This is a genomic window from Burkholderia sp. Bp9099, from assembly GCF_003857805.1.
Lineage (GTDB): Bacteria > Pseudomonadota > Gammaproteobacteria > Burkholderiales > Burkholderiaceae > Burkholderia.
Window position 1 is genome coordinate 1 of record NZ_QTPU01000060.1, and the last position, 15,451, is coordinate 15,451.

Sequence of the window (15,451 nt, forward strand, 5' to 3'; positions counted from 1 at the left end):
CGCTGTTTCATTTGCAACACCTCCACTGCTTACGCAGCGTCTAGTGTGTTGCATCGACCGGTTGAATCCACCGCCGATTCCGGAAGTTCGCAGCTCGTCGATGATCGAACGGCGCGGAGCCGTTTCTTGACTTCCGCAGCCGAGCCTTCGCCGACGTTCGGCGATGTGCGGGGTGCGTCGACTACAACTCGGTTTGCTGCCATTCGCCAAACCGATGGCACCTCTTGCTGTCAATGAGTGAGTCTTCCCCACCCGCCGGACAAAATCTGAATATCATCGTTCAGACTTTGCAAGCAGAAAAACTTGGACGAATGCCCTCGGGCAAAGACGGCAGTTATGGCTAGCCGATCACTTTGCGACATCGAAATAGAAACTGTGGCGACTGCCAACCACCGGACAGTTTCTAGTCGATTTGGCGAGAGATCAACGAACTTGACGCGTTGCGTCACGCAGGCTGAATTGACTGTCCCCGAACGCTCATCGCACATCGATTGCCCGAAGCGCAGCGCGAAACGTCGAACTCGGAACGGAGACTGATCGATGGCCGCTCGATAGGGTCTTCGGAAGACGTCGCGCAAGCGTTGCTGCAGACGAACTGCGATAGGCTCAATCGACCTCGTCGGCGCAACGCATTTGAACGCATCGACAGGTAAGTTCAAGTGCTTGATGACCTCGCCCACATTTGCTTCGCTCATCTGCGTGACGCTCGCAACTTTCGTGAGACTCAGCGACGCTTGAGGCGCAAAACAGAACGATCGATTCGACGCAGCGTTTCAGTTAAGGACGTTGAGACGTATAGTCCACGGTGACAGCAGTGGTCATGTTACCGTGATGCGGATTAAACGTCGTGGTTTGCGCCATGTCCACGTCGTCGCCCAGAAAACGTGCGATGTAGCGTGCATGCCCTGGCGCTCGAAAAAGCCGAAGCCGCCGCCGTTGACGAGCACCGATACGCGCCCAATAGCAGCGAAGCGGTTTTTCGAGCGCGTGCTCGCTTCCTGTGGTGAAGTACCGAGCAAGATTGTCACGGATCAGCTACGCAGCTATCCGGCGGCGAAGGCCGACATCCCCGAACTGACTGACGTCAGGCACATCTTCGTCAAGGCAGCGGCTCGCGTGAACAACCGCGCGGAGAACAGCCATCAACCAACCCGCGAACGGAAGCATCGGATGCGCGGCTTTCGTGACCGGAAACGTACCCAGGCTTTCCTGTCGAGCATCGGACCGATCCGGCAACACTTTGCGCTCAAGCGACATCTGCTGCGCGCTTCGCGCTACCGCAAACAGCTTGGCGAGCGCTTTGCCAGGTGGCATCGCTTTACTGGGTTGGCACAAAATCCGTCTGCCGTCTGAGCAGACTCGCGCGAACTGTACTTTCGCGTCGTCAGCGATTTAACGTGACAACGCCCGTGCAGCCAAGCTCATTCGCGAGCCGCACCATCATCGCATCGCAACGCGCAAGTTGTTCCAGCGTGACAAACTCGTCGGGCTTGTGTCCTTGATCCATGCTGCCGGGTCCGCACACCACCGCAGGAATGCCGGCGGCGTCGTACAACCCGCCTTCCGTACCGAACGCCACGGTGCCGAACGCACGCGTCTCTGCCTGCACGCCGCTGATCGACGCGATCAGCCGCGCGCCGTCGCTGTCCGGGTCGGTGGCGAGTCCCGGATAGGCGTTGAGCGCCTCGAAACGAATGTCGGTATCCGGTTGCACCGCGCGCATTTTGGGCAAGAGCGTCTCGCTCGCATAGGTTTCGAGTTCCCGCGCCACGCTGCCTATGTCGAAGCCTGGCACCGCACGCACTTCGAAGTCGAAATCGCACTCGGCCGGCACGATATTGAGCGCGCGTCCGCCGCGAATCAGCCCCGCTTGCACGGTCGAAAACGGCGGGTCGAAGCGATCGTCGCGATGCTCAGGATGCGCGAGCGTTTCGCCGATCTCCTCGAGTTTGCCGATCAAGCGCGACGCATAGTGAACGGCATTGACGCCATACGGCGCATACGCCGAATGACACGCCGCGCCGCGCACGCAGCAGCGCACCGCCATCTTCCCTTTATGGCCGAGCACCGGCTGCATCTCTGTCGGTTCGCCAATGATGCATACGCGCGGCCGAAAACCGCGCTCCTGCAATGCCGCCAACAACGGTCGTACGCCCACGCAACCAATCTCTTCGTCGTACGAAAACGCGAGATGCAGCGGCACCGCGAGCGATCCCGACCGGGCACGCTCGACGAACAGCGGCACGGCCGTCAGCACCGAGGCGAGATAGCCTTTCATGTCGGCGGTGCCGCGTCCGTAGAGGCGACCGTCTCTCTCGGTGAGTTCGAACGGCGTGACAGTCCAGTTCTGTCCGTCCACGGGTACAACGTCGGTGTGTCCCGAGAGCACGATGCCGCCATCTTTCACCGGCCCAATCGTCGCGAAAAGATTGGCTTTCGTGCGCTCCGCGTCATAGAACAACTCACTCTCGACGCCGACATCGCTCAAATAAGCCTGAATGAATTCGACGAGCGCGAGGTTCGAATCGCGGCTCACGGTCGGGAATCCCACCAGCTTCGCCAGCATGGCCTTGCTCGAAAGCGTATTCATCGCTTGATCCGAATAACAGGAGAGTGAGTTTTCATGCGCCCGTCACGCCTTTTGATACGCCAGGTAACTGCGCTGGAGTGCAATGTGATCAGCAATGTATTTCGCGTCGTGCCACACGCCGTAGATAAACGACGAAGCACGATTGGTCAATTCTGGCAGACCCAAAAAGTACACACCGGTTTCCGCCGAAATGCCGCGCTTGTGGAACGGCATACCGTTTTCGTCGAAGGCGTCCACGTCCAGCCAGCTGAAATCGAACTTGAAACCCGTGGCCCAAAGAATCGCCTTCACGCCCGCCTTCGCAAGATCGAGTTGAAGAATCGGCTGCACGATACATGCGGGATTGTCGAGCAGATCCCACGCTTCGGGTTCAGGCGGCAGATCAAGACCGTTACGCTCGACATAGGCATCGGCATCGCGCAGCACGTCGAAATAGGCCTCGTCGCCCTCGGCGATGTTCGCAGCGAGATCGTCGGCAATATGCAGCACGCCGTTCTCGTAGCCCTTCGTCAAACCGAGCACCGTGATGCCGCTGTGCGCGAGACGGCGAAAGTCCATCGTCTTGCCGCCGTCGTAGCCGCTCACGGCGAACGCCACGTGCTTCTTCTTCGGCTTGATCTTGATCTCGTCCCACTTGCCGAGTACACCCAACCACCACACGTAGTCGCGGTCACGATACGAACGCGGCGGACGGTAATGCTCGCCGATCGAGAGATACACGGTTCTGCCGCTCGCACGCAGTTCTTCCGCGATCTGCGAACCCGACGCGCCGCCGCCCACGACCAGCACTGCGCCGTCTTCGAGTTGACCCGGATTTTTATACGCCGACGAATGAAGTTGCTGAATGCCCGCATCGGCGGGAACGATGTTCGGATATTGCGGCACCTGAAATGGACCGGTCGCGGCCACCACGCGCTGCGCCTCGATCACGCCTTCCGAAGTCGCGATGATAAAGCCAGGCCGATTCTCGCAGCGCTTCACGTGCCTGACTTCCACGCCGGTACGCACTGGTGCCTTGATCATCTTCGCGTAATCCTCGAAGTATTGCGCCATGCGCTCCTTCGGCGGGAAGACGTCCGGGCCGACGTCGTCGAATTCGAGGTTCGGAAAGCGGTCGTGCCACGCCGGGCCGTTGGCGACCAGCGAATCCCAGCGCTCCGAGCGCCAGCGTTCCGCCACGCGCTTGCGTTCGAGAACGATATGAGGGACGTTCATCTGCGTGAGGTGCTCGCTCATGGCAATTCCGGACTGTCCGGCGCCGATCACCAGCGTATCGATTGCTTCAACTGACATGTTTGACCCTGAAAGAGGACTGAGATTGAACAAGCGGTTCATTGGATGGGAAGTGTGCTCAAGGTCCGCGCCGCTGATAACCAGCATTTTTGAAGGCGAGACTTCGGAAAAACCAAAGAGGTCGCCCGGCGCTTCGCGCGCTCCTCCGTTTTTCCGACGCCTGCCCTCAAGATTCGCAAACGGCATCCGCTCGCTTTTCTCGTATCCTTTGATGCAAGTTTTTATCCGGTAACGCCACGCATCGAGCGCGCAGACAAAAGACTTCCATGAAATCCGACGATTCCTCCGCACGCAGTCCCGCCCGCCCATCGACGTCCGGCTCGCCGGTTGCCGTCAGCATGGAAGGCGTGGTCGCGAAGTACCGCGAGCAGACCATCCTGCACAATCTGTCGCTCAAAATCGGTCAAGGCGAATTCATCACGCTGCTCGGCCCCTCGGGTTGCGGCAAGACTACTCTGCTCAATCTGATTGCAGGCTTCACGCAGGCGAATAATGGCGAGATCTTTATCGACGGCAATCTCGTCACCGACCTGCCACCGCACGAGCGCGAAATCGGCATCGTGTTCCAGAACTACGCGTTGTTTCCGCACATGGATGTCGCGCGCAATATCGGTTACGGGCTGCGCATGCGCGGCGTGCCGAACGCCGAAATCGCGCAGCGCGTGGAAGCGGCCATGCAGCTCGTCAAGCTGGGCGGGCTCGGCCATCGCAAGCCGCGCGAACTTTCGGGCGGCCAGCAGCAGCGCGTCGCGCTCGCACGCGCGCTGGTCATCAAGCCGAAGGTGCTTCTGCTCGACGAACCGTTCTCGGCGCTCGACAAGAGCCTGCGCGGCGCGATGCAGGTGGAGATTCGCGAGATCCAGCGCGAACTCGGCGTAACGACCGTGTTCGTCACGCACGATCAGGGCGAAGCGCTCAGCATGTCTGATCGCATCGCGGTGATGTCGCGCGGACGCATTTGCCAGATCGCCACGCCCGACGAGGTGTATCGCCGCCCGACCGATCCGTTCGTGGCGTCGTTCCTCGGCGACGTGAACATCCTGCCCTCGCATTTTCACGGCGAAGACGCCACGCATCTGCATCTGCGCCTGGGCGGCGGTATCGTGAGCCTGGAGCGCGAGCGCCTCGTGGGCGGGGAGCACGGCGGCGGCCGCATGGATATTTACGTGCGCCCCGAACATATTCACTTCGAGCCGCTGGGGGCGGATTCGGTGCTCACGGGCACCGTGGTCAATCACGTGTTCCAAGGCGACCACGTCGACACCTATGTCGATATAAACGTCGTCGCCGACGGTTCCCAGCGCGTCATGGTGCGGACGTCAGGCCTCGATTCGATCGAGCGCTTCCCGATCGGCACGGTCACCGCGCTGGCGCTGCCGCCGCGCAACATGACCGTATTCCCCGAAGCCACAGCTTGAACGCGCCCTTCATGATGATTCCACTTTCCATGCAAGCCGTCGTCGCCCGCGAACCGGGCGGCCCCGAAGTGCTCGCGCTCGCCGAGCGCGCCGTGCCTACGCCCGGCCCCGGTCAGGTGCTGCTACGCGTGCGCGCAGCGGGCGTCAACCGGCCCGACATCATGCAGCGCGAAGGCCGCGCCAAACCCGCGCCCGGCGCCACCGATGTGCTCGGTCTCGAAGCGTGCGGCGAAGTCGCCGCGTGCGGCGCCGGCGTGCACCGCTTCGCACCGGGCGCGCGCGTCATGGCACTGTTGCCCGGCGGCGGTTACGCGCCGTGGTGCCTCGCCGACGCGAATCACTGCCTGCCCGTGCCCGCCACGCTCGACGACGCTGAAGCCGCCGCGTTACCCGAAGGCCTGTTCACCATCTGGCACAACCTGTTCGAACTCGGCGCACTCAAGATGGGCGAAACCGTGCTGATTCACGGCGCGGCCGGCGGTATCGGCACCCTTGCGATTCGCATGGCGCACGCGGCGGGCGCGACCGTCATCGCCACGGCCGCACGCAGCGACCGGCTCGACACGCTGCGCGACATGGGTGCGGCGCTCGCGCTCTCTTATCGCGAGACCGACTTCGTCGCGGCATGTGACGAAGCCACTCAGGGGCGCGGCGTCGACGTCGTGCTCGACATGGTCGGCGGTGAGTACGTGCGCCGCAATCTCGACGCACTCGCATTTGGTGGACGTCATCTGAGCCTCTCGTTCCTGCAGGGCTCGCAAGTCAACATCGAATTACTGACGCTCATGCAAAAGCAACTGAGCCTGCATTCGTCCACGCTGCGCCCGCAAGCCGACGAAGAAAAATCCCGTATGGCGCGCCTCATCGAGCGCCACGTGCTGCCACTCGTCGCCGACGGCCGCGTGCGTCCGCGTGTGCACCAACGCTTAGCGCTCGCCGAAGCTTCCGAAGCGCATCGTCTGCTCGAATGCGGCGACGTGTTCGGCAAACTGGCGCTCGTGCCATGAGCGACATGCAACTGCTCCACGCGCCCACTTCGCCCTATGTCCGCAAGGTCATGGTCAGCGCGCACCTGTTGGGACTCGCCGAACGCATCGCGCTGCTGCCGAGCGCCGCGAATCCGATCGTACGCGACAGCCGCATTGCCGCGCACAATCCGCTCGCGAAAGTGCCCACGTTGATTCTCGCCAACGGGCACGCGCTCTACGACAGCCGCGTGATCTGCGAATATCTCGACAGTCTTGCGCCCGCCTACGGTTTGTTTCCGCAGAGCGGCCCGCTGCGTTGGCTCGCGCTTAGCCATCAGGCGCTCGGCGACGGCCTGCTCGACGCCGCCCTGCTAGCGCGCTACGAATACACGGCGCGCAAGGCCGAAAAACAATCGCACGACTGGCGCGCCGCGCAGTTGACGAAGGTACACGCGTGCCTTGCGGAGATTGAAAAAGACGCGCCCGCGCTCGCCACGGAACACCTCACCATCGGCGAAGTCACGCTCGGCTGCTCGCTGGGCTACCTTGACTTCCGCTTTCCTGAACTCGCATGGCGCGACGCCCATCCCGAATCGGCGCGCTGGCATGCTCAGGTTCAAGCGCTGCCCGCCCTGCAAGTCACACTTCCTTACGAGCTTTGAACGCACGCTCATGACCGACATTTCTTCGACGCAAACCGTCTGGTTTCTGAACGGCCCCAACGCGAATCTCTACGGGCTCGACACCAACCACGTGTATGGCAGCGACAGCTATCTCACGCTCAAGGCTCGCTGCGAAGGGAAGGCCGCCTCGCTCGGGCTCATGCTAAATTTCGTGCAATCGAACTGGGAGGGCCAACTGGTCGACTGGATTCAGGAAGCGCGCGGCACGGCCAGCGGCATCATCATCAACGCGGCGGGCCTGACCTATTCTTCCGTGCCCATTCTCGACGCGCTGCTGTCCTTCCCCGGAAAGATCGTTGAAGTGCATATGAGCAACATCTGGCGCCGCGAGAGCTTCCGGCATCACTCGTATATTTCGAAAGCCGCCGACGGCGTGATCGCCGGTTTGGGCGGCGACGGCTACGAGTTTGCCATCGAGGCCATGTCTCGTTTGATCCAGCGCCCGGTATGAGCATGATTCCCGAGGATACCTCTCACGGCACGCTCGTTTTTTATAGCAATTTCGACGACTTCGACACGTGGAAGCGCGCACTGCAAACACAGCTTCGCGGCTTGCGGGTGGTACGCGCGAACGAAGTCACCGATCCGCGCGAGATTCACTTCGCGCTGGTGTGGAAACCGCCCGCTGGCTTTTTCCAGTCGATGACGAACCTGAAGCTGATCGTCAATCTCGGCGCAGGCGTCGATTCGCTCACCGCGCGCGACGACTTGCCCGCGCAGGTGCCGATCACGCGCATCAGTGATCCGAACATGGCGCGCATGATGGCCAGCTACGTACTGTTCGCCACACTGCGGCACGCGCGTGAGATTCCGCATTTCGAAGCGGCGCAACGGCGCGGCGAATGGGCGTACCGGCATCCGCGCAATCCCGAGGACATTCGCGCGGCCGTGCTCGGTTTGGGCGAACTGGGCGCGCTCGCCGCGAGCGAGTTGCGACGCCAGGGCTTGACGGTGCTCGGCTGGTCGCGCAGCCGGCGCGAGATCGACGGCGTACAGTGTCACTCGGGCATGGACACGCTCGATAGCGTGCTCGGTCAGGCCGATATTCTCATCATCATGTTGCCGCTTACCGCCGATACACACGGCTTGCTCGATCGCGCCCGGCTTTCGAAATTGCCCCGCGGCGCCGCCATCGTTAATGTGGCGCGCGGCGCGATCGTCGATCAGCCTGCGCTCACGGCGTTGTTGCAAAGCGGTCATATCGGTTCGGCCACGCTCGACGTGTTCGAGAAAGAGCCGCTGCCGAGCGACGATCCGCTGTGGTCGATGCCGAATGTACTCATCACACCGCATCTCGCTTCCGTGGCGATTCCCGCTTCGGCCGCTCGGCAGGTCGCCGCCAATCTACTGTGCGTGTCCAGCGGGGAAAGCCTCACAAGTCAGGTCGATTTGCGGCGCGGTTATTGAGCAAGGTTAGATCGTCGTGGCTGCTTCCTGCACCGCCATGCCATGCACGGCCAGCAAGGCGGGCGTGAGATCAGTGGGTTCCGCGCCCCCCAAGCTACGCATGCAAGTCTGCATTCCTTGTGCAGCATAGCGAGCACGTCGGTGGCGCCAGAACGCCCCGCCGCCGCGAGTCCATAGAGGGGGGCGCGGCCGAGCAGCGCGCCATGCGCGCCCAACGCCACGGCCTTCGCGATATCGCTGCAGCGCCGAATGCTCCCATCGACGAATACTTCCGCCCTGCGCGGCGCTTCGCTCACGGTTTGCGCGAGCAGATCCAGCAGGCTACGCACACCGTCGGGTTGCCGTCCCACGTGATCCGGGAGCACGGTGCAACCAACATCGTGTTCGAACCCGCGGCGCGCATCGCTCACGCTTTGGTATCGAGCGCGAGGCAGGACCGCCGTATCGCGCAGAATCAGCTGGCGCGCGCCGGCGCGGCGCAATTCTCCACGCTGATGCACCCCTACGCGCGCGGCGCGCACGCTTCTTCCGCGTCGCGGCGAAATATGCCGCTGATGCCCCGGGGTCAGACCACGGCGAGCCATGCCGCTGCGCGGCCCGCGAGCGTCGTGCACGTGTCGAGCGTGGGCGCGTCGCGCAGCACGTGCGGCTCGACGCCAGCGCCCTGAGTGCGGCGCGATTGCGGTGCAGCGTGAGTTCGCTTGCGGCACCGCCCTCGTGATACCCGAAGGCGAACTTCGGCAGAAAGCGTCGCGCCGCGAGATGATAGTTCGCCACATCCGAGAAAATCATGAGTGTCCTTCTCGCGCGTGGCCGCTCAACGGCTTTCCTCGATATTCAGGATCTTGCCAAGACCGAGGAAGTAATTGGCGAACGCGAGCAAACTGGCCGTCACGACGATATACACCACGGAAAGCGCCGCCAGCGTGGGATCAGCGAACTCGCGCACGTAGTTGTACATGGTCACGGGCAGCGTTTGCGTGCTTTCTGTCGTGATAAACAGCGAGGCCGTGAATTCGTTGAACGACAGAATGGCCGCGAACAGCCAGCCGCCGAACAAGCCCGGCCCGAGCAGCGGCACCACCACCGTGAACAGTACTTTCATGGGGGGCGCGCCAAGGCTGGCCGCCGCGTGTTCGAGCCGCTCGTCGAGGTTTTCCATCGACACATAAACGCTGCGCAACACGAATGGCAGCACCAGAATCACGTGGCACAGAATGAGGATCGCATAGCCGCGATCGAGCCCGACTTGAGCGACCAGAATCAGCAGCCCCAAACCGATCGTGAATTGCGGCACGACCATCGGCATCATCAAGATGGCTTGCAGCGCGTCCTTGCCCTTGAAGTCGAGCCGCTTGACCGTAATGGCTATGCCCGTGCCAATCACCAGTGCGATCAGGGAAGCCCAGAACGTGACGACCAGACTCGAATGAAAGCCCGACTGAAAGTCGGAGTACGTAAGCACGCGTGCGAACCATTGCAGCGACCAATGCTTGGGCGGAAACGCAAGTATCGCCTTGTCGTTGAACGCAGCCAGCGTCACCACGATGACCGGCAACAACATGAACGCGAGAATCGCCGCAATCAACAGCGGGCCGGCAACGCGCAACGGCCAGGGCAAGCCGTGTCTGATTTTCATCTCAATGTCCTCCAATCCGTTTGAGGCGCACGGTGAGTTTGCCGAATACCAGCAACGAAACCGCGGTGAGCGCGAGGCCGATAACGCTGAGGCTCGCCGCCAGCGGAAAATTCAATGAAGACAAGCCAAGCTGATACACCAAGGTGGAAAGTGTCGGCACGCGGCCCCCGCCGATCATCTGCGGCGTGGCGAACGCGCTGAATGTCCAAGCGAAGGCCGTGGTCGAACTCGCGAGAATGCCGGGCATGGAAAGCGGCAGCGTCACGGTCACGAAAATCTTCACGGGATTCGCGCCCAGACTCTGCGCCGCGCGCTCGTAGTCGCGGTTGATGTGCGAAATGGCGGCGCCGAGCATGAGCACGGTCACGGGAATCGTCACGTGCACGAGCGCGAGCACCACGCCAAAATGCGTGAACATCAGGTCGATAGGCCATTCGATCAGCCCGAGCTTGCGCAGCACCGTGTTGACGAAGCCGTTGCTGCCGAGCACTACCGTCCACGAGTAGGTGCGCACGATCTCGCCGAGAAATAGCGGCGTGAGCGACATGATGAGAATCACCGACTTGAGCGCGCGATTGCGCACACGCACGAGCGCATACGCGAGCGGATACGCGAGCAGCAGCGAAAACACCATCGTTTCTACGCTCAGGCAGAGCGTATTGCCCAGAGCGCTCAAATAGATGGACTTCATGAGCCCGGAGAAATTGTCCAGTGTGAAGCCGCCCACGTCGAGCGAGCCCGGAACATAAGTGCGCAGGCTAAACTGCAATACGGTCATCAAGGCCGAACATGTGCCGATAGCCACGATCACCGCGGGCGAGATCAGCCATCCCTTCAGCCTGCTATACATATTCATGGTATCAATCGCTAGTGTTTGCTGTTCCTGCTTCGCTGATACGGAAAGGCTGCTCGCGCGACGCCCCGAAAGCCACGAGTGCGTTCGGGGCTGATGTAACGCGATATCGCGAAACCACGCTTAGTTCATGATGTTTTCGGTGAACCACTTGCGCCATTCGGGCGTGAGTTCCGCGCGCAACTTCGAGTCGATCACAATGGTCTGCTTGTCCCACTGCGAGCGCGTCGTGAACACGCCAGGCAGCGCGGCATCGGCCGGGGCCACGGTGGCGTTGTCGACCACCGGACTCGCTTTTTCCATCGCGACGATCTTGGCCTGCACCGCTGGTGACAGCGCGATATTCATAAACTTGTAGGCCAGCGCTGCCTTCTTCGAGCCTTTCATGATGCCCATGGTGTCGATGCCGAGCACCGCACCTTCTTTCGGAATCACCACCTTGAGTGGTACACCCTGACCGATCTGGTAGTAAGCGTTCATCGAGAGCAGCACTTCGACCGGCGTTTCACCCGTTTGAATTAGCTGCTCGCCGTTGGCGTCGTCGGTGTAGAACGCTTTGAAGTTCGGTTTGAGCGCCTTGAGCTTGTCCTCGCCCTTCTGCCAGTTCTTCGCGTCGCCGCCCGAAAGCACGGCCGCGACCGTGATGATGTGGCTCGGATCCCAGTCCGGCGCCGAAAGCTTGCCCTTGAGCGCCGGATTCCACAGGTCGTTCCAGCTGTCGAACTTCATGCCCGGTGGAACCATATCGGTGCGATACCCGATGGTGTAGACATACGCCCACGTGCCGATGTGATACGGGCTGATCTTCGCCTGATCCATGAGGTGCGCGTAGTTCGGCAGCTTGCTCGTGTCGAGCTTCTCGAACAGATTGCTATTGGCGTAGAGCCAGCCGACCTGCGAAGTCGTGACTGTCACGTCGCTTTCTGGCGTCTTGGCGAGCTTGGCCTTGTTCAGACGGTCGATAGTGCCGCCCGTCACGTACTTCACCGGCACGCCGGTTTCCTTGGTGAACTCCCGGCCGACCGTCTGGTCGATCATGTCGCGGAAGTTGCCGCCCCAGGTGCTAACGACGAGCGCGTCTTCGGCGTTCGCGGTGCCCGCGATCAGTGCGCCGAACGCAATGCTGGCTGTGAATAGTGTCTTGATCACTCTAAATCCCGTAGGTTGATGGATGAATCGCGTCGTGTGCTGGCCAGACGCCCGGTTTGCGGTGTGTTCAGGTACACGTGAATAGTGAAAGAGTTGATCTTGATCACCAAGTTGCCTTTTCTGCAGGCATGACTCGCAATTCCTGACGTCCGATTTTTCTCTAACGTGAACGGTTGCGAACGCTCGTGCCGCCTGCACACTTTCGGAAAAGCTGAGACACCGCCCTGGAAAAACCAAATAGGCAGCGTCGCGGGTCTCGGTGACTATCTGATCCATCGCAAGCGCGCGCTCCGTTTCGCCACGATGCGGCGACGCTATCGCGTCGATCCCAGTCAACCCAACCCATTCGTGCCATGAAACACAAACGTATCCGCACCTTCAACACCCAAGCCACCTACCCCGAACAGAAGCTCGACAACGATTTGTGCCAGGCCGTGGTCGCACGCGGCCAGTTCGTGTTCCTGCGCGGCCAGATCGGGCAGAACCTTGACACCTCAGAGAGCGTGTGCATTGGCGACGCGGCGGGGCAGGCCGAACAGGCCATGTCGAACATCGCCATGCTGCTCGGCGAAGCGGGCGGCGAACTCGCCGACATCTGCAAGATCACCGTCTACATCACCGACCCGCGCTACCGCGAGGAGGTGTATCGCGTAGTCGGCAAATGGCTCAAGGGCGTTTTCCCCGTTTCCACGGGCATCGTGATCTCAGCGCTCGCGCGTCCCGAATGGCTCGTGGAAGTCGACGCCACCGCTGTGATCCCCGATTGATCCGCCATAGACCTCCGACTGACACACGACCTTGAGGCAATCCTCATGACCTTCTCGATCATTGCGCGCTGCCCGCAAACCGGCCAGTTCGGCGCGGCGGTGGCCTCGTCGTCGCCCGCAGTGGCGGCTCGCTGCATTCGCGGCCGCGCGGGCGTGGGCGCGGCGGCCAGCCAGAACATCACCGACCCGTCGCTCGGCCCGCAGGCGCTCGACCTGATGGCGGCCGGACACACGCCCGCCGAGGCGCTCGAACGACTGCGCCGACAGCCGTTCGTCGACTACCGTCAATTGATGGCAATCGACGCGCATGGCACACCGACCGTCTTTACCGGCGCCAACGCGCTCGGCACGCTCGCGAGCGTCACCGGCGAACACGCCGCGTGCGCGGGCAACATGCTCGCCTCGCGCGACGTACCCGCCGCCATGCTCGCCGCGTTCGAGCACAGCACGGGGCCGCTCGCCGAGCGTTTGATGCTGGCGCTACTCGCGGGCGAAGCGGCAGGTGGTGAAGAAGGGCCAGTTCACTCGGCCGGTTTGCTGGTGTACGGCGAACTGGATTGGCCGATGGTGGATCTGCGCATGGACTGGGTAGAGGAAGCCCCGGTGGAAATGCTGCACGCCGCATGGCAGGTGTACGCGCCCCAGGTGAACGACTACATCACGCGTGCCCGCGACCCGCGCGCTGCGCCGAGCTTCGGCGTACCCGGCGATTTTTGACGAGATAACGCCGATTCTTGCTTTATGCGAAGATCGGCTTGCCTGTGCTGGACTTGGTTCCGGTGGCGTTCCCTCACGTATGTCCCTGGTCCTGCTCATGCTAAATCGGATTTCCCTTCGCCAAATGGAGTATTTCCTGGCGGCCGCCCAATACGGCAGCATCGCCATCGCCTCCAATCAGATTCATATCTCCGCGCCGTCCATTTCCGCGGCCATCGCGCATATGGAAACGGAACTCGGCATTCAACTGTTCATCCGCCATCCGTCGAAGGGCATGACGCTCACGCCCATAGGCGCTCAGGTTACGCAGGAATGCGAGCAATTGCTCGACCGCGCGTCCAGGCTCTATGAGATCGCTTCCGATTCCAGCGAGGCGATGCAAGGCGTGCTGCGCGTGGGCTGCTTCCAGTCGCTCACGCCAATGATCGCGCCCGAGGTCATCTTCGGTTTCAAGCGCGCGTTCAGTAAGATCGATCTGCAACTCGTGGAAGGCGATCAGCGCGATCTGATGGAAAAGCTCCGTAACGGCGAGATTGATGTCGCCATTACCTACGACCTGGAATTGAGCAACGAAGTGCAATTCGAGGTGCTGTGCCAGTTGCCGCCGCACGTGATCGTCAACGAAGTGCATCCGCTCGCGCAGCAAAACGCGGTGACGCTCGGCGAACTCGCGCCGCTGCCAATGGTATTGCTCGACTTGCCCATGAGCCGCGACTATTTTTTCTCGCTGTTCGCGCAGGCGGGCGTGGAGCCGAATATCGTCGCGCGCTCGCGCTCGGAAGACGTCGTGCGCTCGCTGGTCTGCAACGGCATCGGCTATGCGCTCTTCAACGTACGCCCGAAGTCGAATCAGTCACTCGACGGCAAGCGTTTTGCGCGCCTGCGCCTCGCGGGCGAACACAGACCGATGCTGCTGGGGCTTGCCACTTATGCGCCGGCCAAACAGCCGCGCCTCGCGCAAGTGTTCATGGAGCGCTGCCGCGCTTACATCTCCGACCAGTACATTCCCGGCATGAGCGCCGCGAGCTACTTCGATCCGCATCTCACCGGCGTGAGCACCGATGCGACTGCCGCGCAGTCCAACGTGCACGCCATTCGCGCCGCCTGAACACGTGAGCCAAAATACTGCGCGCGGGCGTGGTGGTCTGCAGGAAATCCGCGACGAGGTGATAGCGCAACATTGTGGTCTTAAATTGCCGATTGACGGCAGCGAGCCACACCGCGCGCGGTTCGGCGGCGGGACGCAAATGGTTGAACTCTGGCGCGGGCGTGATAAGCAGTACGTGTGCGAGCGCCAGTCAATGCGTACACGCGGCTGCCCATTCGCCGCTGCTGTCTGGGTCGGCGGATGAAATTTTTCCAGCCCAGGCTTACACAGCGCCGCGCGTTCTGCACGTGTAGCACGCGACACGAAGGAGTGCCGCAGTTGCGAGGATTGACGTCAGGTCAATTACCGGTCAAAGACAATTATCGGAGCAAAGAACGAGGAGAAAGCAAGATTTCATGCAGGATCGAAGAAGGTAAAGACACTGCAAACACAGGCACAATCAGCGTACATAGTTAGGAAACGAAAATTTAACGTAAATCAGAAGCGACCAAAACGTCGGCGCCTCCGAGCTTGGTCTGCGTTGTGTGTTCCCCAACGCCATTTCATCTGTAGTGGCCTAATGAACCCGGACACTGATTTAGGCGAGAATGCTCGCCATGGAGAGGTGTCTGATGCCGAAGCAACGTCGTTCGTTTTCCCCCTAGTTCAAACAGCAAGTAGCCAGCCTGGTGCTTGACCAGGGCTATAACTTTTCAGAGGCGAGCCGTTCGGTCGGCGTCGGCGAGACGGTGCTGCGCCGCTGGGTGCAGCAACTGTTGATTTCCACCGAATCTTGACCCACCGGGGATGCGGCTATTTTCTTGGACTGATTTACGTTGCTAACCCGAGGCTTTCACGGTACTCGATGGGGCTGAGATAG

The 15,451-nt window shown here is 61.4% G+C and carries 15 protein-coding genes and 2 pseudogenes; 10 read left to right on the forward strand and 7 right to left on the reverse strand.

Annotated features, from left to right (window positions below; genetic code table 11):
• Window positions 1-230: 230 nt before the first annotated feature.
• Window positions 231-695, reverse strand: a complete 465-nt coding sequence (locus DIE17_RS36230; RefSeq protein ID WP_124921801.1) for a hypothetical protein — start codon at window positions 693-695, stop codon at window positions 231-233.
• Between the two features lie 268 nt (window positions 696-963).
• Here DIE17_RS36230 and DIE17_RS36235 point away from each other — a divergent pair.
• Window positions 964-1,353 (forward strand): annotated as a pseudogene (locus DIE17_RS36235) (DDE-type integrase/transposase/recombinase); the annotation flags it as partial.
• A 31-nt stretch (window positions 1,354-1,384) separates the two neighbouring features.
• On the opposite strand, the gene argE reads toward DIE17_RS36235, so the two are convergent.
• Both argE and DIE17_RS36245 read right to left on the reverse strand, forming a co-directional pair.
• A complete protein-coding gene (gene argE / locus DIE17_RS36240; RefSeq protein WP_124921802.1) occupies window positions 1,385-2,590 on the reverse strand; it encodes an acetylornithine deacetylase in 1,206 nt (401 codons plus the stop codon).
• A gap of 42 nt (window positions 2,591-2,632) precedes the next feature.
• Window positions 2,633-3,883, reverse strand: coding sequence for an NAD(P)/FAD-dependent oxidoreductase (locus tag DIE17_RS36245; RefSeq protein WP_124921807.1), 1,251 nt, complete (start codon window positions 3,881-3,883; stop codon window positions 2,633-2,635).
• A 266-nt stretch (window positions 3,884-4,149) separates the two neighbouring features.
• Here DIE17_RS36245 and DIE17_RS36250 point away from each other — a divergent pair, with 266 nt between their 5' ends.
• Genes DIE17_RS36250 through DIE17_RS36270 form a run of 5 tightly spaced genes read left to right on the forward strand, consistent with a single transcriptional unit; the run spans window position 4,150 to window position 8,359 of the window.
• Window positions 4,150-5,301, forward strand: a complete 1,152-nt coding sequence (locus tag DIE17_RS36250; protein ID WP_062918639.1) for an ABC transporter ATP-binding protein — start codon at window positions 4,150-4,152, stop codon at window positions 5,299-5,301.
• Between the two features lie 29 nt (window positions 5,302-5,330).
• The gene (locus DIE17_RS36255; RefSeq protein ID WP_124921803.1) at window positions 5,331-6,308 is read left to right on the forward strand and encodes an NAD(P)H-quinone oxidoreductase; all 978 of its coding nucleotides are present in this window, start codon (window positions 5,331-5,333) and stop codon (window positions 6,306-6,308) included.
• Between the two features lie 5 nt (window positions 6,309-6,313).
• Window positions 6,314-6,931, forward strand: a complete 618-nt coding sequence (locus tag DIE17_RS36260) for a glutathione S-transferase (protein WP_124921808.1) — start codon at window positions 6,314-6,316, stop codon at window positions 6,929-6,931.
• Between the two features lie 10 nt (window positions 6,932-6,941).
• The gene (locus DIE17_RS36265) at window positions 6,942-7,403 is read left to right on the forward strand and encodes a type II 3-dehydroquinate dehydratase (protein WP_185735428.1); all 462 of its coding nucleotides are present in this window, start codon (window positions 6,942-6,944) and stop codon (window positions 7,401-7,403) included.
• Entirely contained in the window at window positions 7,400-8,359 is a 960-nt protein-coding gene (locus DIE17_RS36270) for a 2-hydroxyacid dehydrogenase (protein WP_260439297.1), read from the forward strand. The genes DIE17_RS36265 and DIE17_RS36270 overlap by 4 nt, the downstream gene beginning before the upstream one ends.
• Here the strand turns inward: DIE17_RS36270 and DIE17_RS37750 are convergent.
• The 4 genes from DIE17_RS37750 to DIE17_RS36290 form a co-directional block, all read right to left on the reverse strand.
• Window positions 8,353-9,138: an alpha-hydroxy-acid oxidizing protein gene (locus DIE17_RS37750; protein ID WP_124921804.1), complete on the reverse strand. Its 786-nt coding sequence runs from the start codon at window positions 9,136-9,138 to the stop codon at window positions 8,353-8,355. The genes DIE17_RS36270 and DIE17_RS37750 overlap by 7 nt on opposite strands.
• Before the next feature lie 38 nt (window positions 9,139-9,176).
• Window positions 9,177-9,998 carry an ABC transporter permease gene (locus DIE17_RS36280; RefSeq protein ID WP_054931123.1) on the reverse strand — a complete coding sequence of 274 codons (822 nt, stop codon included), beginning with the start codon at window positions 9,996-9,998 and terminating at the stop codon, window positions 9,177-9,179.
• 1 nt (window position 9,999) lies between these two features.
• Complete coding sequence (locus DIE17_RS36285; protein WP_054931124.1) at window positions 10,000-10,854, reverse strand: ABC transporter permease; 855 nt, start codon at window positions 10,852-10,854, stop codon at window positions 10,000-10,002.
• A gap of 120 nt (window positions 10,855-10,974) precedes the next feature.
• Window positions 10,975-12,000, reverse strand: a complete 1,026-nt coding sequence (locus tag DIE17_RS36290) for a PotD/PotF family extracellular solute-binding protein (protein ID WP_124921805.1) — start codon at window positions 11,998-12,000, stop codon at window positions 10,975-10,977.
• 353 nt (window positions 12,001-12,353) lie between these two features.
• On the opposite strand from DIE17_RS36290, the gene DIE17_RS36295 reads away from it, so the two are divergent.
• The 4 genes and pseudogenes from DIE17_RS36295 to DIE17_RS36310 all read left to right on the forward strand — a co-directional run.
• Window positions 12,354-12,767, forward strand: coding sequence for a RidA family protein (locus DIE17_RS36295; RefSeq protein ID WP_124921806.1), 414 nt, complete (start codon window positions 12,354-12,356; stop codon window positions 12,765-12,767).
• A 45-nt stretch (window positions 12,768-12,812) separates the two neighbouring features.
• Window positions 12,813-13,484 carry a DUF1028 domain-containing protein gene (locus DIE17_RS36300; protein ID WP_054931127.1) on the forward strand — a complete coding sequence of 224 codons (672 nt, stop codon included), beginning with the start codon at window positions 12,813-12,815 and terminating at the stop codon, window positions 13,482-13,484.
• A 97-nt stretch (window positions 13,485-13,581) separates the two neighbouring features.
• Window positions 13,582-14,592: a LysR family transcriptional regulator gene (locus DIE17_RS36305; protein ID WP_124921811.1), complete on the forward strand. Its 1,011-nt coding sequence runs from the start codon at window positions 13,582-13,584 to the stop codon at window positions 14,590-14,592.
• Between the two features lie 611 nt (window positions 14,593-15,203).
• Window positions 15,204-15,347: pseudogene (locus tag DIE17_RS36310) on the forward strand (transposase); the annotation flags it as partial.
• Window positions 15,348-15,451: the final 104 nt, after the last annotated feature.

Coding starts and splice junctions, on each gene's coding strand:
- DIE17_RS36230 (WP_124921801.1), bottom strand. CDS start 695: ATGAGCGAAGCAAATGTGGGCGAGGTCATCAAGCACTTGAACTTACCT.
- argE (WP_124921802.1), bottom strand. CDS start 2,590: ATGAATACGCTTTCGAGCAAGGCCATGCTGGCGAAGCTGGTGGGATTC.
- DIE17_RS36245 (WP_124921807.1), bottom strand. CDS start 3,883: ATGTCAGTTGAAGCAATCGATACGCTGGTGATCGGCGCCGGACAGTCC.
- DIE17_RS36250 (WP_062918639.1), top strand. CDS start 4,150: ATGAAATCCGACGATTCCTCCGCACGCAGTCCCGCCCGCCCATCGACG.
- DIE17_RS36255 (WP_124921803.1), top strand. CDS start 5,331: ATGCAAGCCGTCGTCGCCCGCGAACCGGGCGGCCCCGAAGTGCTCGCG.
- DIE17_RS36260 (WP_124921808.1), top strand. CDS start 6,314: ATGCAACTGCTCCACGCGCCCACTTCGCCCTATGTCCGCAAGGTCATG.
- DIE17_RS36265 (WP_185735428.1), top strand. CDS start 6,942: ATGACCGACATTTCTTCGACGCAAACCGTCTGGTTTCTGAACGGCCCC.
- DIE17_RS36270 (WP_260439297.1), top strand. CDS start 7,400: ATGAGCATGATTCCCGAGGATACCTCTCACGGCACGCTCGTTTTTTAT.
- DIE17_RS37750 (WP_124921804.1), bottom strand. CDS start 9,138: ATGTGGCGAACTATCATCTCGCGGCGCGACGCTTTCTGCCGAAGTTCG.
- DIE17_RS36280 (WP_054931123.1), bottom strand. CDS start 9,998: ATGAAAATCAGACACGGCTTGCCCTGGCCGTTGCGCGTTGCCGGCCCG.
- DIE17_RS36285 (WP_054931124.1), bottom strand. CDS start 10,854: ATGAATATGTATAGCAGGCTGAAGGGATGGCTGATCTCGCCCGCGGTG.
- DIE17_RS36295 (WP_124921806.1), top strand. CDS start 12,354: ATGAAACACAAACGTATCCGCACCTTCAACACCCAAGCCACCTACCCC.
- DIE17_RS36300 (WP_054931127.1), top strand. CDS start 12,813: ATGACCTTCTCGATCATTGCGCGCTGCCCGCAAACCGGCCAGTTCGGC.
- DIE17_RS36305 (WP_124921811.1), top strand. CDS start 13,582: ATGCTAAATCGGATTTCCCTTCGCCAAATGGAGTATTTCCTGGCGGCC.